Source organism: Streptomyces sp. JLSY215 (assembly GCF_059682825.1).
In genome coordinates, this window is the sequence record NZ_CM185022.1 from 7,335,934 (window position 1) to 7,349,769 (window position 13,836).

The 13,836-nt window shown below is 72.1% G+C and carries 15 protein-coding genes; 7 read left to right on the top strand and 8 right to left on the bottom strand.

What is annotated here, in order from left to right; genetic code table 11:
- Window positions 1-5 precede the first annotated feature (5 nt).
- Both AC5677_RS32510 and AC5677_RS32515 read right to left on the bottom strand, forming a co-directional pair.
- Window positions 6-1,592: an APC family permease gene (locus AC5677_RS32510; RefSeq protein WP_497191450.1), complete on the bottom strand. Its 1,587-nt coding sequence runs from the start codon at window positions 1,590-1,592 to the stop codon at window positions 6-8.
- Entirely contained in the window at window positions 1,589-3,058 is a 1,470-nt protein-coding gene (locus tag AC5677_RS32515; RefSeq protein WP_497191451.1) for an aldehyde dehydrogenase family protein, read from the bottom strand. Before AC5677_RS32515 ends, AC5677_RS32510 begins: the two co-directional genes overlap by 4 nt.
- Before the next feature lie 232 nt (window positions 3,059-3,290).
- Here AC5677_RS32515 and AC5677_RS32520 point away from each other — a divergent pair, with 232 nt between their 5' ends.
- Window positions 3,291-3,770 (top strand): DUF6314 family protein, encoded by a 480-nt coding sequence (locus AC5677_RS32520; protein WP_497191452.1) that lies wholly within the window; start codon window positions 3,291-3,293, stop codon window positions 3,768-3,770.
- A gap of 81 nt (window positions 3,771-3,851) precedes the next feature.
- Here the strand turns inward: AC5677_RS32520 and AC5677_RS32525 are convergent, their stop codons facing one another.
- Window positions 3,852-4,739 carry a class I SAM-dependent methyltransferase gene (locus AC5677_RS32525; protein WP_497191453.1) on the bottom strand — a complete coding sequence of 296 codons (888 nt, stop codon included), beginning with the start codon at window positions 4,737-4,739 and terminating at the stop codon, window positions 3,852-3,854.
- Between the two features lie 92 nt (window positions 4,740-4,831).
- On the opposite strand from AC5677_RS32525, the gene AC5677_RS32530 reads away from it, so the two are divergent.
- The 4 genes from AC5677_RS32530 (at window position 4,832) to AC5677_RS32545 (ending at window position 8,347) form a co-directional block, all read left to right on the top strand.
- Entirely contained in the window at window positions 4,832-6,349 is a 1,518-nt protein-coding gene (locus AC5677_RS32530) for an AlkA N-terminal domain-containing protein (protein ID WP_497191454.1), read from the top strand.
- 151 nt (window positions 6,350-6,500) lie between these two features.
- Window positions 6,501-7,007, top strand: a complete 507-nt coding sequence (locus AC5677_RS32535) for a methylated-DNA--[protein]-cysteine S-methyltransferase (protein WP_497191455.1) — start codon at window positions 6,501-6,503, stop codon at window positions 7,005-7,007.
- 24 nt (window positions 7,008-7,031) lie between these two features.
- Window positions 7,032-7,760 (top strand): 2OG-Fe(II) oxygenase, encoded by a 729-nt coding sequence (locus AC5677_RS32540; RefSeq protein ID WP_497191456.1) that lies wholly within the window; start codon window positions 7,032-7,034, stop codon window positions 7,758-7,760.
- On the top strand, window positions 7,760-8,347 hold the full coding sequence (locus AC5677_RS32545) for an ABC transporter substrate-binding protein (protein ID WP_497191457.1): 588 nt from the start codon (window positions 7,760-7,762) through the stop codon (window positions 8,345-8,347). Before AC5677_RS32540 ends, AC5677_RS32545 begins: the two co-directional genes overlap by 1 nt.
- On the opposite strand, the gene AC5677_RS32550 is transcribed toward AC5677_RS32545, so the two are convergent.
- Window positions 8,320-9,018, bottom strand: a complete 699-nt coding sequence (locus tag AC5677_RS32550; RefSeq protein WP_497191458.1) for an ABC transporter ATP-binding protein — start codon at window positions 9,016-9,018, stop codon at window positions 8,320-8,322. The genes AC5677_RS32545 and AC5677_RS32550 overlap by 28 nt on opposite strands.
- A gap of 325 nt (window positions 9,019-9,343) precedes the next feature.
- Here AC5677_RS32550 and AC5677_RS32555 point away from each other — a divergent pair, with 325 nt between their 5' ends.
- Complete coding sequence (locus AC5677_RS32555) at window positions 9,344-10,159, top strand: SAM-dependent methyltransferase (RefSeq protein ID WP_497191459.1); 816 nt, start codon at window positions 9,344-9,346, stop codon at window positions 10,157-10,159.
- Window positions 10,160-10,234: 75 nt separating this feature from the next.
- On the opposite strand, the gene AC5677_RS32560 is transcribed toward AC5677_RS32555, so the two are convergent.
- Together AC5677_RS32560 and AC5677_RS32565 are read right to left on the bottom strand one after the other, a co-directional pair.
- On the bottom strand, window positions 10,235-11,143 hold the full coding sequence (locus tag AC5677_RS32560; protein ID WP_497191460.1) for a Sco1979 family transcriptional regulator: 909 nt from the start codon (window positions 11,141-11,143) through the stop codon (window positions 10,235-10,237).
- 101 nt (window positions 11,144-11,244) lie between these two features.
- The gene (locus AC5677_RS32565) at window positions 11,245-11,487 is read right to left on the bottom strand and encodes a DUF397 domain-containing protein (RefSeq protein ID WP_497191461.1); all 243 of its coding nucleotides are present in this window, start codon (window positions 11,485-11,487) and stop codon (window positions 11,245-11,247) included.
- Between the two features lie 194 nt (window positions 11,488-11,681).
- Here AC5677_RS32565 and AC5677_RS32570 point away from each other — a divergent pair, with 194 nt between their 5' ends.
- On the top strand, window positions 11,682-12,167 hold the full coding sequence (locus AC5677_RS32570; protein ID WP_497191462.1) for an ATP-binding protein: 486 nt from the start codon (window positions 11,682-11,684) through the stop codon (window positions 12,165-12,167).
- Between the two features lie 34 nt (window positions 12,168-12,201).
- Here AC5677_RS32570 and AC5677_RS32575 read toward each other — a convergent pair whose 3' ends face one another.
- Together AC5677_RS32575 and meaB are read right to left on the bottom strand one after the other, a co-directional pair.
- Complete coding sequence (locus AC5677_RS32575) at window positions 12,202-12,690, bottom strand: coenzyme f390 synthetase (RefSeq protein WP_497191463.1); 489 nt, start codon at window positions 12,688-12,690, stop codon at window positions 12,202-12,204.
- Window positions 12,691-12,800: 110 nt separating this feature from the next.
- Window positions 12,801-13,826, bottom strand: coding sequence for a methylmalonyl Co-A mutase-associated GTPase MeaB (gene meaB / locus AC5677_RS32580; RefSeq protein ID WP_497191464.1), 1,026 nt, complete (start codon window positions 13,824-13,826; stop codon window positions 12,801-12,803).
- Window positions 13,827-13,836 lie beyond the last annotated feature (10 nt).

A 13,836-nucleotide genomic window follows, 5' to 3' on the forward strand; every position in this document is an offset into this window, starting at 1 on the left:
AAGGATCAGGGCTTGGGGGCGGCGGGACCGGTCGGTTCGGCGGCGTGGGTGGCCAGGACACCGGTGCGCTTGCGCTGGACGAACCAGTAGTAGGCGAAGCCGCCGAGCGCGACGACGCCGATGAACAAAAAGGCGCCCCAGCGCAGATACCAGTGCTGCGGGCCGGTCGCGTTGTAGACCGTGGCGCGCGGCCAGGCGAGGTTGAGGGACATACCGGCGCCCCACAGCACGGCGAGGACGTTCACCGGCAGGCCGAACTTCCCCAGCGAGAACCGCCCCTCGGCCGGCTGCCAGCCGCCGCGCAGCCGCTGGATCAGCATCGGCAGGGTGACCAGCAGATACGCCAGGTAGATCATGATGATCGCGATGCTGGTGATCACCGAGAAGATCTGCGGCTGGTTGACGTTGATCAGGAGGATGCCGACCGCCACCAGGCCGATGATGACGGCCGGCAGCACCGGCGTCTGGAAGCGCGGACTGACCTTGGCGAGCCGCGCGGCGGCCGGCAGGTTGTTGTCCCGGGCCATCGCGTACGCCAGCCGGATGCTGGCGGTGTGCACCGCCAGCTCGCAGACCGTGATCGCGATGACCACACACCACAGCACGATCAGCCCGACGGTCGAGCCCAGCGTGGACAGCACCACGTACTGCAGCCCGTCCACCGCCAGCTCCTTGGAATGCAGATCGGGCACGGCCAGCAGCGCGAAGAGCAGGATCAGCCCGCCGATGAGGAACGACGCCACCAGGGCGCGCAGAATCGCGCGGGGCGCATTGCGTCCGGGGTCCTTGGACTCCTCGCCGAGCGACGAGGCCGTGTCGAAGCCGTACATGACATACGCCGAGGCCAGCGCGGCGGTCAGGAACGCGCCGAAGTAACCCCACTGCTGCCCGGCGCCCAGACCGAAGGTCTCGGTCAGCGCATCACCGGGGCCGCGGGTGATATGGGCGGCGAGCAGGACGATCAGCACGATGGCGGCGATCAGCTCGATCGCCACACCGGCGGAGTTGATCCGCGCCATCAGCTTCACGCCGAAGGCGTTGACCACGGTGGTGAACGCGACCAGGACGGTGCCGAGCAGTACGGCATTGGCCGCCGCATCGGTCTTGCCGGTGCCGTCGCCGACGAACTGGAACCACGACGAGATCTGCGGCAGCGTCACCTGATAGGCCAGCGCCACGGCCGACAGCGAGACCATGCTGGCCGTCAGCATCATCCAGCCGCCCAGCCAGCCGACATGGGGACCACCCAGCTGCTTCGCCCAGTTGTAGATCGAGCCCGCCACCGGGTAGCGGGCGGCGAGCTCACAGAAGCACAGCGCCACCATCAGCTGGCCGACGAAGACCATCGGCCACGACCACCAGTACGCGGGACCGCCGTGGCTCACACCGAAGTAGAAGAGCTGGAAGGTGCCGGTGAGGATGGAGATGTAGCTGATGCCGGCGGCGAAGGTGTGGAAGTTGCCCAGGGTGCGCTTCAGCTCGGGCTTGTAGCCGAGTTCGGCGAGCGATTCATCGTCGTGCGGACCGTCGGCACCGGTCCCGGGCCGCAACGGCTCGCCGCCGGAACCGGACTCCGCGCCGGGTCGGGTCACTCGAACCACCTCTGCGGACGCGGCGCCGTATTACGCCAGATGTGCTTGGCCTCCTGATACTCGGACAGCCCCGCCGGCCCCAGCTCCCGCCCCACACCGGACTGCTTCATCCCGCCCCACTCCGCCTGCGGCACATACGGATGGAAGTCGTTGATCCACACCGTTCCGGCGCGCATCCGCGCCGCCACCCGGTGGGCGCGCTCGCTGTTCTGCGTCCACACCGCCCCGGCCAGGCCGTACACCGTGTCATTGGCGAGCGAGACCGCCTCGTCCTCGTCCCGGAACCGCTCCACGGTCAGCACCGGCCCGAACGATTCCTCGCGCACGACGGACATGTCCGGGGTGCATTCGTCCAGCACCGTCGGCAGGTAGTAGAAGCCGTCCGCCAGCGCCGGATCGTCCGGCGCGGACCCGCCGCAGAGCAGTACGGCGCCCTCGTCGAGCCCCGCCGCCACATACGCCTCCACCTTCGCCCGGTGCGCGGCGGAGATCAGCGGCCCGGTCCGGGCGGCCTCGTCGAACGGTCCGCCGAGCCGGATCCGCTGCGCGCGGGAGACCAGCTCATCGACGAACGCATCGTGCAGATCGTCCTGGACCAGCAGCCGGGCGCCCGCCGAACACACCTGCCCGGAGTGCAGGAAGACCGCCATCAGCGCGTAGTCGACGGCGGTGTCGAAATCGGCGTCGGCGAAGACGATGTTCGGGTTCTTGCCGCCCAGCTCCAGGGCGATCTTCTTCACCGTGGGCGCGGCCGCGGCCATGATGCGGCGGCCGGTGAGCAGCCCGCCGGTGAACGACACCATGTCCACCCGCGCGTCCTCGGTCAGCGGCGCGCCGACCAGCGGACCGGTGCCCAGCACCAGATTGGCGGCGCCGGCCGGCAGCCCCGCCTCGTCCAGCAGGCGCATCAGGTGGATGGCGGTGTGCGGGGTCAGCTCACTCGGCTTCAGGACGAACGTATTGCCGGTGACCAGCGCCGGAGCCACCTTCCAGGCCGTCTGGAGGAGGGGGTAGTTCCACGGGGTGATCAGCGCGCAGACACCGACCGGCTCATGCCGCACCGTGCTGTCCGTCTCCGCCATGCCCGTGTCGACGACCCGGTCCGCACCGCCGGCCGCGCCCAGGTTGCCGAAGTAGCGGAAGCAGTTGGCGATGTCGTCCATGTCGTACGCGCTCTCCACCAGCCGCTTGCCGGTGTCCAGGGACTCGGCCCTGGCCAGCGCGTCCTTGTCGCGCTCCAGCAGCTCGGCGACGCGCAGCACCAGCCGGCCGCGCTCGGCCGCCGGCGTGCGTGGCCAGGGCCCGTCGTCGAAGGCCAGCCGGGCGGCGCCGATCGCCGCGGCCGCGTCCTTCGGCCCGCCCTCGTCGACGGTCGCGACCAGCTTGCCGTCCGCCGGGCAGCGGATCTCCCGCACCTGCCCGTCGGCCGCTGCGGTCCACTGACCGCCGATGAACAGCTCCGGCATGGTCGTCCCTCCGGTCGGTGACGATCCCTGTACGGCGATCCCTGTACGGCGATCTCTGCGTGGCGATTCCGTGCGTGGGGGATCCGTGCGTGGTGGGTCCGTGCGGCGGATCCCCTTCCGGCGTATCCCCATGTGACGATCACTGCACCGAGAGTAAGACGGGCGACCCGGGTCCGCACGGTACGCGGGGCCGGGGGCGTGTGGCCGACGCCGAAGGCGGGACAATCGGGGTATGCCTGCTCAGGAACCTCAGCGCCGCAGCATGGGCCCCGTCCGGTACCCGGTCCCCGACGCCGCGGCCTATCTGGCGGGCCGCTGGCACATCGACCGCTCCGTCCACGACCTGCAGTCCGGTGCCGAGGGCAGCTTCCGCGGCACCGCCCACTTCCGGCCGGATACGGCCGGCCCTGGAGTCCTGCATGTCGAGGAGGGCGAGCTGACCTGGGGCGGGACCGTGTATCCGGCCGGCCGGACGCTGCGCCTGACCCCGCTGCCGGACGGCACCGCCGAGATCTCCTTCGCCGACGGCCGCCCCTTCCACGACCTGGATCTACGGACCGGCCGCTGGACCGCCGTGCACCCCTGCGCACAGGACCGCTACGAGGGGATCTTCACCGTCGTCGCGGCCGACGAATGGCATGTGGAGTGGCGGGTCGGCGGCCCGGCGAAGACCCAGCTGCTGCGGTCGGTGTACCGGCGCCGGGGCGCCTAGCGGGGGCGGACCTCGCCCCTTCGCCGCCCGTACGGCTTCACCGCCCCCGCCCTCGTCACGGCCCCTGCCGCTTCACCGCCCCTACCGCTTCACCGCCCGTACGGCGAACAGCAACGGCACGATCGGCTCCGTATCCGGCAGCCGCCACCAGCCGTTCCCGTCCGGCACCATCGACTCGAACCGCTTCCAGGGCAGCAGCTCCGTCTCCCGTACCAGCTCGACCGTCAGACCGGCGGCGACGACCGCGGAGATGACCTCGCCGAGGCCGTGCCGCCACTCGTAGCTGGTCGTTGCGGCCTCCAAGGGCGGGCCGTCGGTGTAGGTGTGCGGGGTATCGCTGCGCAGCGGACCGCGGCCCGCCAGGTAGTCGTGACGGAGCAGCAGCTGCTGCCCGTCGGGACCGGGCGTCGGGCCCAGGGCATTGAGCAGCGGGTGGAACTCCACGAGGTAGAACGTTCCGCCCGGCCGCAGCAGCGCCCCGACCGTTTCCGCCCAGGCGGTCAGGTCGGGCAGATAACACAGCGCCCCCTTGCCCGTGTAGACCACGTCGAAGCGGCGGCCGCCGAGCGCCCGTACGGCGTCGTGGACATCCGACTCGATGAACTCCACGTCCTGGCCCGCCCGCTGCGCGAGGCGGCGCGCCGCCGCGACGGACGCGGCGGAGAAGTCCAGGCCCACGGTGTGCGCGGCGCCCCGCTCCGCGAAGGCCGCCGTCTCCGTGCCCAGGTGACACTGCAGATGCAGCACGTCCCGCCCGGCCAGATCGCCGAGATCCGCCCACTCGAAGGGCGCGAACCAGTCCTCCGCGCTCCGCGAACCGTCCAGGCCGTAGAACTCGCTGGCCACATGGACCGGGGTACGTGCGTCCCAGTTCGCCTTGTTGGCCAGCACCATCTCCGTCACGGTCGGCGGCGCACCGCCCGTCGCCGACGGCGCCCCCGGTGTCGGCTCGCTCTGCTCTGTGGTCATCCGTCCCTCCTACCCACGTCCGAACAGCGTCCGAACGTCGCGTCCGATTTCCGCCAGCACCACTGCGCGGCCTGCCGCACAGTGGAAGGGTGATGAGCGATGGCAGCAAATACGAGGCGGTGTGCAGCCGCGACGCGCGGTTCGACGGCGACTTCTTCTTCGCCGTCTCCACGACCGGCATCTACTGCCGGCCGAGCTGCCCGGCCACCACCCCCAAACAGAAGAACGTCCGCTTCTTCCCGACCGCGGCCGCGGCCCAGGGCTCCGGTTTCCGGGCCTGCCGCCGCTGCCGTCCGGACGCGGTGCCCGGCTCCGCCGAATGGAATGTACGGGCCGATATGGTCGGCCGCGCCATGCGGCTGATCGGCGACGGCGTCGTCGACCGTGAGGGAGTGGCCGGGCTCGCCCAGCGGCTCGGCTACAGCGCCCGCCAGGTCCAGCGCCAGCTGAACGCCGAGCTCGGCGCCGGCCCGGTGGCCCTGGCCCGCGCCCAGCGCTCCCACACCGCGCGGATACTGCTCCAGACCACCCCCCTCCCGATCTCCGAGATCGCCTTCGCCGCCGGATTCGCCAGCGTGCGGCAGTTCAACGACACCATCCGGGAGATCTACGCGCTCACGCCCACCGCGCTGCGTGCCGCCCGGCCCGGCAAGGCCGCGCGGTTCGGACCGGTGGCCCAGCAGGCCGGCGCGGGCGGCATAGCGCTGCGCCTCGCGTTCCGCGGGCCGTACGCCGCGGCCGAGGTCTTCGACTACCTCGAACGCCGCGCGCTGACCGGTGTCGAGGAGGTCCTCGGCGCGCGCGGCACCCGCACCTACCGCCGCACCCTGCGGCTGCCCAACGGCTCCGGCATCGCCGAGGTCGACGAGCGGCCCGGCGGGGGAGCGCCGCTGCCCGAGACCGGCGGCGGCTGGCTGGAATGCCGGCTGCACCTGAGCGAGCTGCGCGATCTGACCACGGCCACCCAGCGGATGCGCCGCCTCCTGGACCTGGACGCCGACCCGTACGCGGTCGCCGACCACCTCAGCCAGGACCCGCTGCTCGCCACGCTCGTGGCGCGGCGCCGCGGACTGCGCTCGCCGGGCACCTGCGACGGCCATGAACTCGCCGTCCGCGCCGTGCTCGGCCAGCAGGTCTCGGTCCCCGCCGGCCGCAAGCTCGGCAACGCCGCCGTCGCCGCCTACGGCGAGCCCCTCGCCGAGCCCAGCGGCGGCCTCACACATCTCTTCCCCGCCATCGGGGACCTCGCCGAGGCCTCCCTGACGGAGCTGGGCATGCCCGACTCCCGCCGCGCCACCCTGCGTACCGTCGCCGCGGCGCTCGCCGACGGCACCGTGCCGCTGGACGCCGGAGCCGACCGCGACCAGGCCGAGAAGGAGCTGCTCAACCTCCGCGGCATCGGCCCCTGGACGGCCGGCTACATCCGGATGCGCGCCCTCGGCGACCCTGACGTGCTGCTGGAGGGCGATGTCGCGGTGCTCGCCGGGATGCGTCACTCCGGTGCGCGAATGGCCGACTCCGATGCCTGGCGCCCCTGGCGCTCGTACGCCATGCACCACTTCTGGAACGCCGCGGCCCCGGCGGGAGCGCCCTCGGCAGGCACCACCTGAAGCGGAAATGCGACGTCCGAAATCCGCCAGCACGGCGCCGCGTGACGCACCAGGATGGACGTATCGACAGGGCAATACGCCGAGACAGCACGTCGAGCACACCGGTGGGCGACACCGGTGGAGCACACCGAAACGAGAGAGGAACGGACCGATGACGGTCTACACCACCATCGACAGCCCCCTGGGCGAACTGCTGCTGGTCGGCGAGAAGTCCGGCACCGCCCCCGGTGGCACCGCGCTCGCCTCGCTCTCCCTCCCCGGCCAGAAGGGCGGCGCCACCGTCCAGGACGGCTGGACCGAGGACGCGGCGGCCTTCGAGGAGATCACCGCCCAGCTCGCCGCCTACTTCGCCGGGAAGCGCACCCGCTTCGACATCGAGTACGTCGCCGGCGGCTCCGACTTCCAGCGGCGGGTGTGGACCGCCCTGGACGACATCCCCTACGGCAAAACCTTCAGCTACGGCGAGATCGCCGCGCAGATCGGCGCCTCGCGGGCCGCGGTACGCGCGGTCGGCACGGCCATCGGGCGCAACCCGCTGCTGGTCGTCCGCCCCTGCCACCGCGTGATCGGCGCCAACGGCTCGCTCACCGGCTACGCCGGCGGACTGGAGCGCAAGCAGCAGCTCCTCCAGCTCGAAGGCGTCACCCCCGCGGCCTGACCGCACCCCTCCCGGAGACCCCATATGACCACCAAGAACGCCACCGCTCGGGCCGAGCGCCAACTCGCCGCCGCCGACTGGGACGCCCTGGCCGCAGAGCTGGACACCTACGGCGGCGCCCTCACCCCGCAGCTCCTGACCCCCGCACAGTGCGCCGAGGTCGCCGCGCTGTACGAGAAGGAGGAGCTGTTCCGCACCACCATCGACATGGCCCGCTACCGCTTCGGCTCCGGCCAGTACCGCTACTTCCACCACGACCTTCCGGAGCAGATCGCCGCCCTGCGGGCCGCGTTCTACCCGCATCTGCTCACCATCGCCCGCGACTGGGCCGCCCGGCTCGGCCGCCCCGCGCCCTGGCCGGACACCCTGGAGGAATGGCTCGACAGATGCCACGAGGCGGGCCAGGACCGCTCCGCGCAGATCCTGCTGCGCTACGAGGCGGGCGACTGGAACGCCCTGCACCGCGACGTCTTCGGCGACATGCTCTTCCCGCTCCAGGTCGTCATCGGCCTGGACGAGCACGGCACCGACTACACCGGCGGCGAGTTCCTGCTCGTCGAACAGCGTCCGCGGGCGCAGTCGCGCGGCACCACCCAGGTGCTCCAGCAGGGCCACGGCCTGATCTTCACCACCCGCGACCGCCCGGTGGCCACCAAGCGCGGCTGGTCGGCGGGGGCCATGCGACACGGCGTGAGCACCGTCCGCTCCGGCCGCCGGCACGCCCTCGGGCTGGTCTTCCACGACGCCGCCTGATGGGTGTCCACGCAGCGGCCGACCGGTCGCCCGACGGTCCCGCCTCGCCGCTCATCGGCGCCGCGGACCTGGCCGAGTCCCTCGCCGAGTACGGCGAACTGCCCCGGCCCGCCCCGCATACGGACGCCGAACTCGCCGCCCTCATCGGCCTGTTGACGCGCCCCAGATCCCGGATCGAGAGCGTCGCCCTCGGCCACGGCCGCGATGCCGCCTCCCGGGCCGCCGCCGACGCCTTCACCGCCGCCTGGCAGGCCCGCGGCGGCACGGTCCTCGCCGTCGTCGACTGGCCCGAGTCGGCCGCCTCCTGGCTGCGCCCGGCCAGGCGGCTGACCGTCGAGGCGCCGGACGCCTGGGTCTTCGCCGCCGCCCCGATCGGCTTCGTCCAGCTCGCCCGCCGTCTGCGGCACAGCACCGACTGGGACCCGGCCCGCACGGTGGCGTTCGCCGCCCTCCAGGACTCCCGGCTGCCCGCCCTGGCCGGCCCGGACACGCTCCACGGCCTGCGCGGCGCGACCGCCGGGGGCGGCACCTGGGAGGTGCGCCACCGCTGGGTCACCGCCTACCCGCCCGTGCCGGCGAACGGATGACGGGCCGGCGCCGCCACCCTCCCCCGGGCCAGGGTCACCAGCCGCGGCGCCCGCCCCGCGAGCGCCGCGTCCTCGGTGACCACCACACAGGTCAGCCGCTGCTCGCCCCACACCCGGACGAACAACTCCGCGACCTCCGCCCGCGTCGCCGTATCCAGCCCGGCCGTCGGCTGGTCCGCGAGCAGTACGGTGGGCCGCTTCACCAGCGCCCGCGCCAGCGCCACCCGCTGCCGCGCCCCGGCCGTCAGCTCCTCCGCCGGTACGTCCAGTTGCCGCTCCATGCCGACCTCCCGCAGGGCGTCACCCGCCAGCTCCCAGCGGTCGGCGGGCCGCAGCCGCAGGGGGAGCAGGGCGCCCGCGACGTTCTGCCGCGCGGTGAAGCCGGGCGCGAGGCCGCCGCCGCTGGGGACCATGCCGATGGATTCCTTCCTCAGGCGTGCGAGCCGGCACTCCGTCAGGGTCGCCAGGTCCGTGCCGTCGAGCTCGACGCCGCCCCGGGTGGGCCGCTCCAGCCCGCCCAGGATCCGCAGCAGCGTCGACTTGCCCGCGCCCGCCGCCCCCTGGACGACCAGCGCGCCGCCGTCCTCGACGTAGAGCGTGACGCCGTCCAGTGCCCGCACCGCGTCCCCGCCGCGTCGATAGCACTTGGTCACACCGGTCAGCTGGTACACGCCGCACGCTCCTCCGGTCCGCCGGCCGGGGTGCACGGCGGGGCGACGGGCCTGCGGCAACGCTAGGGCGGCGGGGTGACCGGGCGATGAGCGCGCAATGAGACGGCCATGAGAAAGCGGCCCGAAAGCGACGGTGGGTACCGGCCACGACGCCCCGGTCATGGCGGGAAACGGCTCCTCAACACCCTCTATTCGCACACCTGTTGCCTGCAACATCGGCCGTCCCGTGGGTATGTTGGACGCCGCGCGGCGTAGTCGTTCCGATACGGACCGGCGCGCCGATGCGATATGGCCGGTGACTGTCGAAGCGACGGGAAAGTGTGGAATGAGCCAAGAGACGCGACCGCAGTCCAGCGCCGTCGATGTCAGCATCCCGAGCGTGGCGCGCATGTACGACTACTACCTCGGCGGCAAGGACAACTACGCCGTCGACCGCGAGGCGTGTGACGAACTGAGCAAGGTCGTGCCGAGCACCCAGGTGCTGGCGATCAACAACCGGCGCTTTCTGCAGCGGGTGGTCCGCTGGCTCGCCCGCGAGCACGGCATCCGGCAGTTCATAGACCACGGCTCCGGCCTGCCGACCCAGGACAACGTCCACCAGGTCGCGCAGCAGATCGACCCGGAGTCCCGGGTGGTGTACGTCGACAACGACCCCATCGTGCTGGCCCACGGCCGCGCCCTGCTCGAGGAGAACGCCAACACCGCCGTCATCCAGGCGGATATGCGCGACACCGAAGACATCTTCACCAGCCCCGAGGTCTCGCGGCTGATCGACTTCGACCGGCCGGTCGCCGCCCTGTTCGTCTCCGTGCTCCACTGCATCCCGGACTCCGCCGATCCGGCGGGCCTCATCAAGCGGGTCGCCGACCGCCTGGTGCCCGGCAGCTTCCTGGTGGTGTGCCAGCTGGTCAGCGAGGACGCCGCGACCCGCGACTTCGTCACGAAGTTCATGGACGAGAGCACCCACGGCAACTGGGGCCGGGTGCGGCAGGCGCATGAGCTGGCGGCGTTCCTGGACGGGCTGGAGATCCAGGAACCGGGGCTGGTGGAGGTCTCCACCTGGATGCCGGACGCGGACCTCGGACCCAAGCAACTCACCAAGGAATGGATCGAGTTCGGGGGAGTGGCCCGCAAGGTGTAGCGGGCCCCGCCCGGCATGCGAAGAGGCGGGACCCCCCGTGCAGGTCCCGCCTCGCCACGTATGCGCCCGGCGCCGTCAGCTGCTCTCTGCCAGCAGCCGGTCCAGGATCGCCAGCGACTCCCGCGGCGACTCGGACTGCGCGCTGAGCCGGTCCATCACGGCGAGGTAGTGATCGACGTCGTCACGCTTGTCCAGATAGAGCGCGCTGGTCAGCTGCTCCAGATAGACGATGTCCGGCAGATCCGGCTCCAGGAACCGCAGGATCGTGATCGGTCCACCGGCCGCCGCCAGGCCGCCCAGGCTGAACGGCGCGACCTGCAGCGTCACATTCGGCAGCTCCGTCATCGCCCGCAGATGTCTCAGCTGAGCCGCCATCACCTCCGGTCCGCCGAGCGGCCGGCGCAGCGTCGCCTCGTCGATCACCGCCCACAGCCGCGGCGCGTCCGGCACGGTCAGCAGCTTCTGGCGCTGCACCCGCAGCGCCACCCGCCGCTCGATCTCCTCCGCCGAGGCCCGCGGGTGCCCGAGCCTGGCCACCGCACGCGCGTAGTCCTCCGTCTGCAGCAGGCCCGGCACGAACTGGACCTCGTACATCCGGATGACCGACGCGGCCTCCTCCAACCCGATGTGCGTCTCGAACCAGTTGGGCAGCACATCGCCGTACTGATGCCACCAGCCCGGCGAGCTCGTCCGGCCGGCCAGCTTGAGGAAGTCGGAGCGGTCCGCCTCGTCCGTGACGCCGTAGAGCGTCAGCAGATCCGCGACGTCCCGCTCCTTGCAGCTCACCCGGCCGAGCTCCAGGCGGCTGATCTTCGCGTGCGAGCCACGGATCGCGTCCCCGGCGGCCTCCCGGGTGATGCCCGCCGCCTCCCGCAGTCGCCGCAGCTGGGTGCCCAGCACGATCCGCAGAACGGTCGGACCGCCCCGGGGATGTTCCAGATAGCGGCGCAGAGACGGTTGGCTGCTCGGCTTCGCGGCCGTCATCGTGACTCCCCTGAGTGTTCGGGCGAGCGCCCAGTGTCCCATCGGCCGGAGCGGACGTACAGTCATGATGACTATCCGGCCGACATATGCCGCCAGTGGCGTCAGCCGCGGTCGATCAGATCGTCGAAGTCGCCGTCCTTGGCGCCCTGGACGAAGGCGGCCATCTCGTCGTGGGTGTAGATCAGCGCCGGGCCCGAAGCGAACCGCGAATTGCGCACCGCGACCCCGCCGTCCGAAAGAACGGCCAGCTCAACGCAGTTGCCGCTGGGGTTGCTGCGGCGGCTCTTGCGCCACTGCGCGCCCTGGATGCCGGTCGCCGGCATGCCGTTGGTCACTGACTCCATCACAGCTGCTCCCTTGCTGGAGGCCACGCCTCCTACCGTTCCGAGCTCGCGATCAAGTTGGCGTGAACGAGCTCCTGAGCGACCGTCCTTACCGATGTAATTGCAGATGCACTTGCAGCGGGGGGCGGCCGACGAGGATATTAGCTCTCCGAGGACTCCCCGCCCAGACCCGAAATGCCTCCGCGGAGATGGTGATGACCACACATCCGGCCGACATCGTGCACCACGCCCTCGGGGAGGAGCCGAGTGACGACAGCTGGTGGATGCCCGGTCCCAACGGCTTCGCCGCCTGCGCCCTCAGTCCCTCCGCGCACACCGTGGCCCAGGCCCGCCGCTTCACCCGGACGACCCTCCAGGGCTGGGAGTTCTGCCCCGGCGTCGCCGAGGACGCCGCGACGGTCGTCTCCGAACTCGTCACCAACGCCCTGCGGTACGGCACCCCGGACGGCGGCGTCGGCGACATCTGCTCCGCCTGGCTCGCGCTGACCCGGCAGGAGGCCACGGTGCTGTGCGCGGTCTCGGACTCCGCCCCCAGCGCCCCGGTCGTCCGCCCCCACGACGAGCTCGCCGAGTCCGGCCGCGGACTGCGCATCGTCGACCTGCTCAGCGATTCCTGGGGCTGGACCCCGCCCGACCGGCTGGGCAAAACGGTCTGGGCGACGGTGCCGAGGCGCGGCTGACGATCCGCCGGGCCGCTGCCCCGCGCTGCGTTCGCTACTCCGGCGCCGAGCCGTCGGACCGGCCCCGGTCGCCGCCGAACGGGCCGGTGCCGTAGGAGTGCAGGGCGATCGCGATCTCGACGGTGGCGGAGTCCTCCTCGACCGACGGGCCGAAGTCCCCGCTGATCGCCGCGAGATGGCGCAGTACGGCGTGCTGGCAGGCCTTGGCCAGCCGGTCCGCCTCCGCGGCCGACAGTGCCGCCCCGCGGCGCACCTGGACATGGACCACCGGCCGCGCCTCCAGATCGCCGCCCGCGGCCGGCGCCAGAAGGAACCCCTCGATCAACTCGGCCAGCGGATTGCCTGCGTACAGCCCCGCGGCGACGTCCTGCGGATTGATGGCGGCCCCCATGGAAGAGACGGTCGAATCGGCCTTGCCGACGGTCTCGCCACCGGTCACGGGGCGCCTGCCGGGCAGCCGACGGAGCGGGAGGCGCGCGCCGGTGAGGGTGCGCGGCAACCACCGTCGTCCGTGACCGCCCATGACGCGAGATCCCCCGGACCCGATCGGCGGGTGTGTCACCCACATACTCGGGGCCGGGGGCGGAGGTGTCATGAGCACGGCTACTCAGACGTCCGGGTGAGTACCCCGGACTACGGCTCGCGCGCGGTGCGCCCGCTGTCCGCGGGGCCGTCCGGGAGACCGAAGGCGTCCAGCAGGCGCTCGGCCGCCAGCGTCGCCGTGATCCTGCCCTCGCGTACCTCGTGCTCGACAGCGGGACCGAGGCGGCGCACCTCGGGGTGCTCCTGGAGACGGTCGATCAGCCGTTCCCGCACCATCGACCACGTCCAGTCGACCTGCTGCGCCCGACGCCGCTCGGCCAGGGCGCCGGTGGAGTCCAGCAGCGCGCGATGCTGCTCGATCCGCTCCCACACCGCCTTCAGGCCGGTGCCCTCACGGGCGCTGCAGGTGAGCACGGGCGGGGTCCAGACGGCGTCCGGCGGCTGCAACAGCCGCAGCGCGCCGGCCAGTTCGCGGGCCGCCGAGCGGGCGTCCCGTTCGTGCGGACCGTCCGCCTTGTTGACGGACACCAGGTCCGCCAGCTCCAGGACGCCCTTCTTGATGCCCTGGAGCTGATCGCCGGTACGCGCCAGGGTCAGCAGCAGAAACGTGTCGACCATATTGGCCACGGTCGTCTCCGACTGGCCGACGCCGACCGTCTCCACCAGGACGACGTCATATCCCGCCGCCTCCATGACGACGATGGACTCGCGGGTCGCCCGCGCCACCCCGCCCAGCGTGCCGGACGTGGGGGAGGGGCGGACGAACGCCGCGGGGTCCGTCGCCAGCCGCTCCATCCGGGTCTTGTCACCCAGGATGGAGCCGCCGGTACGGCTGGAGGACGGGTCGACGGCAAGCACCGCGACCCGGTGGCCCAGCCCCGTCAGCAGCGTGCCCAGCGCGTCGATGAAGGTCGACTTGCCGACGCCCGGCACCCCGCTGATGCCCACCCGCCGGGCCTGCCCCGTGTACGGCAGCAGCCGGACGAGCAGCTGCTGGGCCGCCGCGCGGTGGTCGGCGCGGGTGGATTCGACCAGGGTCACGGCGCGGGCGATCCAGGCACGGGAGCCCGCCCTTACCCCCTCGGCGTAGCGTTCGACATCGATCGTCGCAGGCATGGCCCCCCGA

Excerpts from the sequence above, each read along its gene's own strand:
- AC5677_RS32520 (WP_497191452.1), top strand. The coding sequence starts at position 3,291 with ATGCCTGCTCAGGAACCTCAGCGCCGCAGCATGGGCCCCGTCCGGTAC.
- AC5677_RS32545 (WP_497191457.1), top strand. The coding sequence starts at position 7,760 with ATGGGTGTCCACGCAGCGGCCGACCGGTCGCCCGACGGTCCCGCCTCG.
- AC5677_RS32515 (WP_497191451.1), bottom strand. The coding sequence starts at position 3,058 with ATGCCGGAGCTGTTCATCGGCGGTCAGTGGACCGCAGCGGCCGACGGG.
- AC5677_RS32575 (WP_497191463.1), bottom strand. The coding sequence starts at position 12,690 with ATGGGCGGTCACGGACGACGGTGGTTGCCGCGCACCCTCACCGGCGCG.
- AC5677_RS32525 (WP_497191453.1), bottom strand. The coding sequence starts at position 4,739 with ATGACCACAGAGCAGAGCGAGCCGACACCGGGGGCGCCGTCGGCGACG.
- AC5677_RS32535 (WP_497191455.1), top strand. The coding sequence starts at position 6,501 with ATGACGGTCTACACCACCATCGACAGCCCCCTGGGCGAACTGCTGCTG.
- AC5677_RS32530 (WP_497191454.1), top strand. The coding sequence starts at position 4,832 with ATGAGCGATGGCAGCAAATACGAGGCGGTGTGCAGCCGCGACGCGCGG.
- AC5677_RS32560 (WP_497191460.1), bottom strand. The coding sequence starts at position 11,143 with ATGACGGCCGCGAAGCCGAGCAGCCAACCGTCTCTGCGCCGCTATCTG.
- AC5677_RS32565 (WP_497191461.1), bottom strand. The coding sequence starts at position 11,487 with ATGGAGTCAGTGACCAACGGCATGCCGGCGACCGGCATCCAGGGCGCG.
- AC5677_RS32570 (WP_497191462.1), top strand. The coding sequence starts at position 11,682 with ATGACCACACATCCGGCCGACATCGTGCACCACGCCCTCGGGGAGGAG.
- AC5677_RS32555 (WP_497191459.1), top strand. The coding sequence starts at position 9,344 with ATGAGCCAAGAGACGCGACCGCAGTCCAGCGCCGTCGATGTCAGCATC.
- AC5677_RS32540 (WP_497191456.1), top strand. The coding sequence starts at position 7,032 with ATGACCACCAAGAACGCCACCGCTCGGGCCGAGCGCCAACTCGCCGCC.
- meaB (WP_497191464.1), bottom strand. The coding sequence starts at position 13,826 with ATGCCTGCGACGATCGATGTCGAACGCTACGCCGAGGGGGTAAGGGCG.